Below are 7,166 nucleotides of genomic sequence, written 5' to 3'. Positions count from 1 at the left end.
GCCGCCCTCGCGCTGACCGCCGCGTCCCCCGCCGCGGCCGCCCCGGCCGCCGAGTGCTTCAACCGCTCGGACATGCTGATCACCGACATCTCCAGCGTGATCTCCGACTACATCCCGAGCCTGAAGCCCTACGTCGTCACCAACCCCGACGGGATGGACGAGAACCTCTTCAGGACCGAGTTCCCGTCCGCGTCGGCCGCCTACCTGCTGAACCCGGGCTGCGCCGAGCTGTCCGACATCCTCGCCGTCGCGGCGACGCCCGGCCAGGACCCGCTGGCCGCGGAGCGGCGCACGCTCCGCGACTACCTCCTGGGCCCCGAGCACCCGGACGCCATGACGCGGTTCGCCGCCGCCGTCGACGCGCTCGCGCAGGCCGGCCCCCGGTCGACGATGTACGCCATTTCCGGCCGAGCGGTCTCGGCGGCCCCCGAGCACGCCTAAAGTGGCCCTCACAGTCGCTTCCCCGAGTGTAGAGGGGCCATGACGCACCCCCTGGTCAGCGTGATCGTCCCGGTGTACCAGTGCCGGGACACGGTGGGCGGGGCACTGGAGTCGGTCTTCGCCCAGTCCCTGCCCGCCGAGCAGGTCGAGGTCATCGCCGTCGACGACGGCTCGACCGACGGCGGCGGCGAGCTGCTGGACGAGCTCGCCCGCGCCCACGACCGGCTGACGGTCGTCCACCAGCCGAACTCCGGCGGCGCGGGCGCGCCGCGCAACCGCGGCCTGGAGCTGGCGTCCGGGACGTTCGTGTTCTTCCTGGACGCCGACGACCGGCTGGGCCCGGAGGCGCTGGAGCGCATGACGGCGATGGCCGAGCGCAACGGCACCGACATCGTCCTCGGCAAGCAGGTCGGCACGGGCGGCCGCAAGTCGCCCAAGGTGTTCGACCGCTCCATCGAGCGCACCCACGTGCTCGACCCCGACTGCGACCTGTTCGGGCGGATGTCGATGGCCGCGCTCCAGCTCTTCCGGCGGTCGCTGGTCGAGCGCGCGGGCCTCCGCTTCACCGAGGGCCTGGTGGCCCACGAAGACCAGCTCTTCACCGCGGGCGCCTACCTGAACGCCGACGGCGTGTCCGTCCTCGCCGACTACGACTGCTACTACTGGGCCGCCCGCGAGGACGGCTCCAGCGCGACGCAGGGCGCCGGCGCCCCGCCCGCCGACCTGTACACGGTCATCGGCCAGGCGATGCGGCAGGTCGCCGAGCACACCGAGCCGGGCGAGACGCGGGAGCGGCTGAACCGGCGTTACCTGCGGCTGGAGGTCTTCGGCCGCCTCGACCGCCTGTACCTGGACTCCTCGCCCGACGACCAGAAGGTCACCCTCGCGGGCTGCCGCGAGCTGCTGGAGGAGTGGTACACCCCCGCGCAGCGGGAGCTGGCCCACCCCCTCCACCGGGTGATCGGGCACTGCGTCCTGCACGGCCTCGACGACGAGCTGGTGGAGGTCCTGCGGTTCCGCCGCGGCGGGACGCGGCCCCGCCTCCATCTGGAGGACGGGCGCGCCTACCTGAAGTACCCGTTCTTCCGCGACGCCGCCGTCCGCATCCCCGACGAATGCTTCGCGACGTCCGCGCCCCTGGTGGTCCTGCCCGCCCTGACACGGCTGGCCTGGGGGGACGACGCCCTGCTGGTCGGCGGCACCGTGGTCGTCCGCGACGTCGACGAGGGGACCCCGGTCGTCCGGCTGCTGCTGGAGAACGCCGACGGCGACCGCCGCCCCGTGGAGTGCGAGACCGTTGCCGCGTCCGCGGACGAAGGCGTCGAAGCGTCCTTCACCGCCGCCGTCGGCCCGGAGGCGGCCTCCCTCCCGGACGGCCTCTGGACCCTGCACGTCGAGGTCGCGCTCAGCGGGCACGTGCGGACGGTGCCGCTGGTCAGGCCGCGCGACCTGCCCCTCCCGCGGGCGGCCCTGGCGGGGGCCCGCCTCCTGCGCCCGGCGCAGGCGCGCCGCGGGGAGCCGCTCGCGCTGGAGGCCGGCGCCGCCCTCACATCCGCCGACTTCGCCGGCGTGGAGGTCGGCTGGGGGCCGGGGCGGCGGGTCCGGGTGCTCGCCGACGCGCCGCCCGTCCTCGGCGACGGCCCCGCGATGCGCGTGGTGCTGCACCACGCCGACGGCGAGACGACGGTCCGCGCGGCGCTGGAGGCCGCGCCGGACGACCCGTCCCGCCTGCGCGCCGACCTCTCCCTCGCGGGCGCGCGTCCCGGCCGCTGGCGGGCCCGCTTCGCGGTCGACGGCGTCGGCGACCCCGTCGCGGTACGCCTGGCCTCCGAGGACGGCGGCGTCCTCGGTCCGGTGACCGCGTCGCTGGCGCCCCCGCGCCGCGTGCACGTCAGAATGGACCGCAGGACCGCGACCGTGCACGTCACCGCGCCGCTGGCGTCGCTGGCGAAGCGCGCCCGGCGGCTGCTCCCCGGCGGGGGCGCGAAGCCGGAGTGATCCGAGTCCACCCGCTGAACATCCGCATGGAAGGCACCGCATGAGTCACCGCATCCTGCCGAGCGCCCAGGTCGACCCCGGCGCGGAACTCGGCGACGGCACCACCGTGTGGGACCTCGCCCAGATCCGCGAGGGCGCCCGGCTCGGCGAGGGCTGCATCGTGGGCCGCGGCGCCTACGTCGGCGCGGGCGTGCGGATCGGCGACAACGTCAAGCTGCAGAACCACGCGCTCGTCTACGAGCCCGCCGTGCTGGAGGACGGCGTGTTCGTCGGCCCCGCCGTCGTGCTCACCAACGACCGCGAGCCCCGCTCGGTGGACCCGGACGGCAAGCTGAAGCGCGGCGACGACTGGGAGGCGGTCGGCGTCCACGTCGCCGAGGGCGCCTCGCTCGGCGCGCGCAGCGTGTGCGTCGCCCCGGTCCGCGTCGGCCGCTGGGCGATGGTCGCCGCGGGCGCGGTGGTCACCCGCGACGTCCCCGACTTCGCGCTGGTCGCGGGCGTGCCCGCCCGCCGGATCGGCTGGGTCGGCAGGGCGGGCGCCCGGCTGGCCGAGCGTGCCGACGGCACGTGGGAGTGCCCGCGGACCGGTGAGGTCTACGTCGAGGCCCCCGCCGGCGACGGCTCGGACACGACCGTCCTGACCGAGAAGGGCTGAGCCCGGAGGGGCGGCCGGCCGGTCAGGCCTTGGCGTCGAGGTCGCGCACCTGCCGCGTCGTCACGACGAGGTCGGGGTGCAGGCGGGCCAGCCTGCGGCCGAGCGGCACCGACGTCCGGTCCATCACGATGACGCGGACGAGGCCGCCCGTGTCGATCTCCCGCAGGACGCGCCGCCGCGCGATGCGGGCCAGCACGTGCGGCCGGACGTGCCGGTAGAACGGCAGGAAGAGCCGCCGGTGGACGGCGCGGGAGGCGCGGCTCCGGGCGCGGTCCAGGCGCGCGCCGAGACGGCCCGCCCGCGCCACCGGCCGGACGGCGATCCGCGGCATCCGGATCACGACCGTGTGCTCCAGCCAGGGCAGCGGGTGCCGGGCCTCCGCCTTGTCGAGCCGGTGCAGGCGCACCCGCTCGTCCAGGTTCGCCCACCCGTCCGGCTCGGCGGTCACCACGTCGACCCGCGCGCCCTCCTCCGCGAAGTGCCCGGCCAGCCCGATGACCCTCTTGTGCTGGCGCTTGGGCGGCACGCTCGGGGCCGGGTCCATGGTCAGCCTGGGGTCCATGGCCAGGACCAGCACCTTCGGGGGCTGCGCGCCGTGCACGTCACCGTCTCCCAACATGGTCACCCGCTCACGCCGCGCCTGCGGGCGGCCAGCTCGGTGAGCCGCCCCACGAGCGGCTCCAGCGTCACGTTCCGTTCGAAGCGGTCGGCGTAGGCGCGGGCCTCGGCCGCCTGCCGCTCGTCCAGTCCCGCCGCCGCCTTCGCGGCCGCCACCATCGACGCGGCGATGTCGGCCGGGGCGAGCCCGCCCGGGTTGAACCACAGCGGGTACCCGCGCAGCAGCTCCTCGGCCGCCGACCCGGGCGTGTGGACCGACACGATGGGACGTCCGGCCGCCATGTACTCGAAGATCTTGCCGGAGGTGACGTAGCGTCCGCCCCCGTTGAGGAAGACCAGCACGTCGGAGTCCTGGTAGACGTCGGCGAGCGCCGTCTTGGACACCGGGCCGCGGTGGTAGACGCCGGGGGCGAGCAGTTCCTCGCCGTCCGCTCCGCCGCCGGCGGCGGCCTCCGCCTGCTCGGCCACCGCCGCCCCGCCCCCGACCTCCTGGGCGCTGACGGCCTCCGCCGCGGCCTCGGCCGCGGCGGAGAAGCGCTTGCGGAGCTTGTTGTCGGTGCCCTGGAAGAACCCGAAGTAGCCGTAGAAGTTGAGGGTGGCGGCCCGCATGTCCGAATGCGCGCGGGCGCGGGAGAACCCCTCGATCAGCTCCTCGATGGGCTGCTTGTCGGTGACCGTGCCGATGAAGGAGAAGCGGGGCGCGTGCCCGCCCGTCGTCGCGCGGGCCGCCGGGGGCGGCGCGGCGCTCTGCGGGAGCGTGTCGGCGTCCCACCCGTTCAGGACGGTCATCATGCGGTCCGCCGCGCGCGGGTAGCGCTCGGCGTGCCAGGCGCGCTGGGCGTCGTTGACGTACAGCGAGTTCGCCGCGGACCGCAGCACCCGCCGCTCCCAGCGCCAGGCGGGATGCCCGTCCTCGAACATCGGCTCCTCGCTGAACTGGTCGAGGGTCCAGGAGTCGCGGTAGTCGATGATGTAGGGGGTGCGGGTCAGCTTGTGGAACAGCCACGCCGCGGCGAACGAGGAGTACGGGTTCCCCGTCGCGAGGACCACGTCGAACCTGCGGCGCGCGTGCATCCGCAGCGCGCGGCGGACGGAGTCGCGCCCCCAGGACGCGTAGTGCTCAGGGAAGACGTGCTTCTGCCCCCACGTGTACAGCGACTGGGCCAGCTGGGGGAACGCCCCACGGAACCGGCTGTACTCGCGCAGGTCCGTCTGCCAGACGAACCGGTTCAGGTCGGGGCGCACCAGCGTGATCCGCGGGTCGACGGTCTCCGTCAGCTTGTCGTCGACCGAGCCGATCGTGTCGTAGAGGAACGGGAGCGGCGCCGCGAAGACCGTGACGTCCCAGCCCAGCTCGGTCAGCCGGTTGGCGGTCGCCCGGGGCCGGTACACGCCGCTCGCGCGGGACGGCGGGAAGTAGAAGGCGAGGTACAGGAGGCGTGGGCGGCGTTCGGTCATTGAGTCATCCTCTGGCGTAGCCTGCCGGGGGCCTTTCATGGGCGACGGAGTAGGAGAGCGTCGCTCCGGCGCCCGTGATCGTGTCCGCGAGCTCGGACACGGTCACCAGCGACTGCGGATCGGCGATGACGACGAGGTCGATGGAGCGGCCGCGGAGCAGCTCGCGGTCGACCGTCCGGCGGCGCACCGCGTCGGCGTCGCGCCGGTACAGGCGGGCCAGCCGCCGGTCGACGGGCCGCGCGACGCGTCTGCGGTACGCGGAGTCGATCCGCTTCCCCAGCCCCCGCAGCGGCCCGGGAAAGCACACCCGCAGCAGCAGCGCCGGGATCCGGTACAGCGGGATCCGCACCGCGGCGGGACGGTAGCGCCGTTCGAGCGCGGACAGCTCGACGGCGTCGACGCCGTCCGGGAGCGGGTCCTTCGCCCAGGTCGAGGCCTTGCGCACCAGCACGACGGCGCTGCCGCCGTCCGCGATTACCTGGGCCGCCTCCCGGACGACCGCGGGCCGGCGGGAGGCGCCGAGCGCCACGAACAGCACGTTCACGCTTCTTCTCCCCCGTCGGCGGCCCCGTCGTCCGCGGCACGGTCGGCGGCGCCCTCGGGCCCGCCGTCCGCGCCCGCCTCCGGGAACCAGTGCCGGTAGTGCGCCTCGGCCACCGTGCGGTAGCCGAAGCGTCCGTCCAGGATCTCCCGGGCCTTCGGCAGGTCGAGACCGTCCGGGAAGCGGTCGCGCAGGCGGCGGTACCCGTTGACGATCGAGCTGACCCGCACCACGTTCCAGCTGAAGCTGTTCGCCGAGCAGGTCCTCGAGGGCGCCCTCTACGACGCCCGCATCGACCGGCCCGACCCGGACTGGCCCACCGGGCCGCGCCCGGACCTGCGCCGCTGCCGGACGGCCGTCGGCCCGGTGCTGGTGTTCGCGGCGAGCAACTTCCCGTTCGCCTTCAGCGTCGCCGGCGGCGACACCGCGTCGGCGTGGGCGGCGGGCTGCCCCGTCGTGGTCAAGGCGCACCCCGGCCATCCCCGCCTGTCGCGCCGGACGGCCGAGGCGATCGCCGGCGCCGGGCTCCCGGACGGCGTGTTCGCCCTCATCGAGGGCGAGGACGCCGGAGTCGAGGCCCTGCGGCATCCCGGCGTCGCCGCCGCCGCGTTCACCGGCTCCCAGCGGGGCGGCCTCGCCCTCGCGAGGATCGCGGCGGAGCGGCCGGTCCCGATCCCGTTCTACGGCGAGATGGGCAGCGTGAACCCGTCCGTGGTGACGCCCCGCGCCGCCGAGGCCCGCGCCGAGGAGATCACCCGGGGGTACGCGGCGTCCCTGACGCTGGGGGCCGGCCAGTTCTGCACGAACCCCGGCCTGCTGTTCGCGCCGCCCGGACTGGCGGAGGGCATCGCGGCGCGCCTGCGCGAGGCCGCCGGGGCGCCGATGCTCAACGAGCGGATCAGCTCCGGATACCTGGCCGCGGCGGGCAGCCTGGGCGCCCGGCCGGGCGTGCGGCGCCTGGTCTGGCCGCAGGAGGAGGACGCGCTGACCCCGCGCCTGCTCACCATGGACCTGGCGGCGTTCCAGGCCGACATCGACGCCGCGGCGGAGGAGTGCTTCGGGCCCCTCGGCCTCGTCGTCACCTACGAGCGCCTCGCCGATCTCGCGGGCGTCGTGGCGGCGCTGCCCGGCCAGCTCACCTCCTCGCTGCACGCCGAGCCGGAGGAGGCCGGCGAGCTGGAGGCGCTCGCCGCCGTGCTCGCGGGCCGGAGCGGCCGCGTCCTGTGGAACCAGTGGCCGACCGGCGTGTCCGTCACGCACGCGATGCAGCACGGCGGGCCGTACCCGGCCACGACGGCGCCCTCCACCACCTCGGTCGGCACGGCCGCCACGGAGCGGTTCCTGCGGCCCGTCGCGTACCAGAACTGGCCGCAGGACCTGCTGCCGCCGCCGCTGCGCGACGACAACCCGTGGAAGGTCCCGCAGGCCGTCCGGTGAGACCGTCCTCGGTCCGCC

At 75.3% G+C, this 7,166-nt stretch carries 7 protein-coding genes and 1 pseudogene; 4 read left to right on the top strand and 4 right to left on the bottom strand.

All coding sequences use genetic code 11. The features are described from left to right. The 3 genes and pseudogenes from AB0C69_RS35225 to AB0C69_RS35215 form a co-directional block, all read left to right on the top strand. A pseudogene (locus tag AB0C69_RS35225) lies at positions 1–441 on the top strand (hypothetical protein); the annotation flags it as partial. 39 nt (positions 442–480) lie between these two features. Beyond that, positions 481–2,439 (top strand): glycosyltransferase, encoded by a 1,959-nt coding sequence (locus tag AB0C69_RS35220; protein WP_360359572.1) that lies wholly within the window; start codon positions 481–483, stop codon positions 2,437–2,439. Between the two features lie 40 nt (positions 2,440–2,479). Further along, a complete protein-coding gene (locus AB0C69_RS35215) occupies positions 2,480–3,094 on the top strand; it encodes a DapH/DapD/GlmU-related protein (protein WP_353831079.1) in 615 nt (204 codons plus the stop codon). 22 nt (positions 3,095–3,116) lie between these two features. Here the strand turns inward: AB0C69_RS35215 and AB0C69_RS35210 are convergent, their stop codons facing one another. From AB0C69_RS35210 to AB0C69_RS35195, 4 genes are read right to left on the bottom strand one after another with little or no spacing between them, the layout of a single operon-like run. Further along, the gene (locus AB0C69_RS35210; RefSeq protein ID WP_345182894.1) at positions 3,117–3,719 is read right to left on the bottom strand and encodes a hypothetical protein; all 603 of its coding nucleotides are present in this window, start codon (positions 3,717–3,719) and stop codon (positions 3,117–3,119) included. Beyond that, positions 3,716–5,170: a glycosyltransferase gene (locus tag AB0C69_RS35205; RefSeq protein ID WP_360359569.1), complete on the bottom strand. Its 1,455-nt coding sequence runs from the start codon at positions 5,168–5,170 to the stop codon at positions 3,716–3,718. The genes AB0C69_RS35210 and AB0C69_RS35205 overlap by 4 nt, the downstream gene beginning before the upstream one ends. Before the next feature lie 4 nt (positions 5,171–5,174). Then, complete coding sequence (locus AB0C69_RS35200; RefSeq protein ID WP_360359566.1) at positions 5,175–5,714, bottom strand: hypothetical protein; 540 nt, start codon at positions 5,712–5,714, stop codon at positions 5,175–5,177. Beyond that, the gene (locus AB0C69_RS35195; RefSeq protein ID WP_360359563.1) at positions 5,711–5,944 is read right to left on the bottom strand and encodes a hypothetical protein; all 234 of its coding nucleotides are present in this window, start codon (positions 5,942–5,944) and stop codon (positions 5,711–5,713) included. Before AB0C69_RS35195 ends, AB0C69_RS35200 begins: the two co-directional genes overlap by 4 nt. On the opposite strand from AB0C69_RS35195, the gene AB0C69_RS35190 reads away from it, so the two are divergent. Then, positions 5,919–7,148: an aldehyde dehydrogenase (NADP(+)) gene (locus AB0C69_RS35190; protein ID WP_360359560.1), complete on the top strand. Its 1,230-nt coding sequence runs from the start codon at positions 5,919–5,921 to the stop codon at positions 7,146–7,148. The genes AB0C69_RS35195 and AB0C69_RS35190 overlap by 26 nt on opposite strands. Positions 7,149–7,166 lie beyond the last annotated feature (18 nt).

It is taken from the genome of Actinomadura sp. NPDC048032 (assembly GCF_040653175.1).
Taxonomy (GTDB): Bacteria; Actinomycetota; Actinomycetes; order Streptosporangiales; family Streptosporangiaceae; genus Spirillospora; species Spirillospora verrucosospora.
This window is presented reverse-complemented; position numbering and strand designations above follow the sequence as displayed.

Bases quoted from the DNA above. Each gene is read 5' to 3' on its own strand.
- AB0C69_RS35220 (WP_360359572.1), top strand. From the start codon at position 481: ATGACGCACCCCCTGGTCAGCGTGATCGTCCCGGTGTACCAGTGCCGG.
- AB0C69_RS35205 (WP_360359569.1), bottom strand. From the start codon at position 5,170: ATGACCGAACGCCGCCCACGCCTCCTGTACCTCGCCTTCTACTTCCCG.
- AB0C69_RS35215 (WP_353831079.1), top strand. From the start codon at position 2,480: ATGAGTCACCGCATCCTGCCGAGCGCCCAGGTCGACCCCGGCGCGGAA.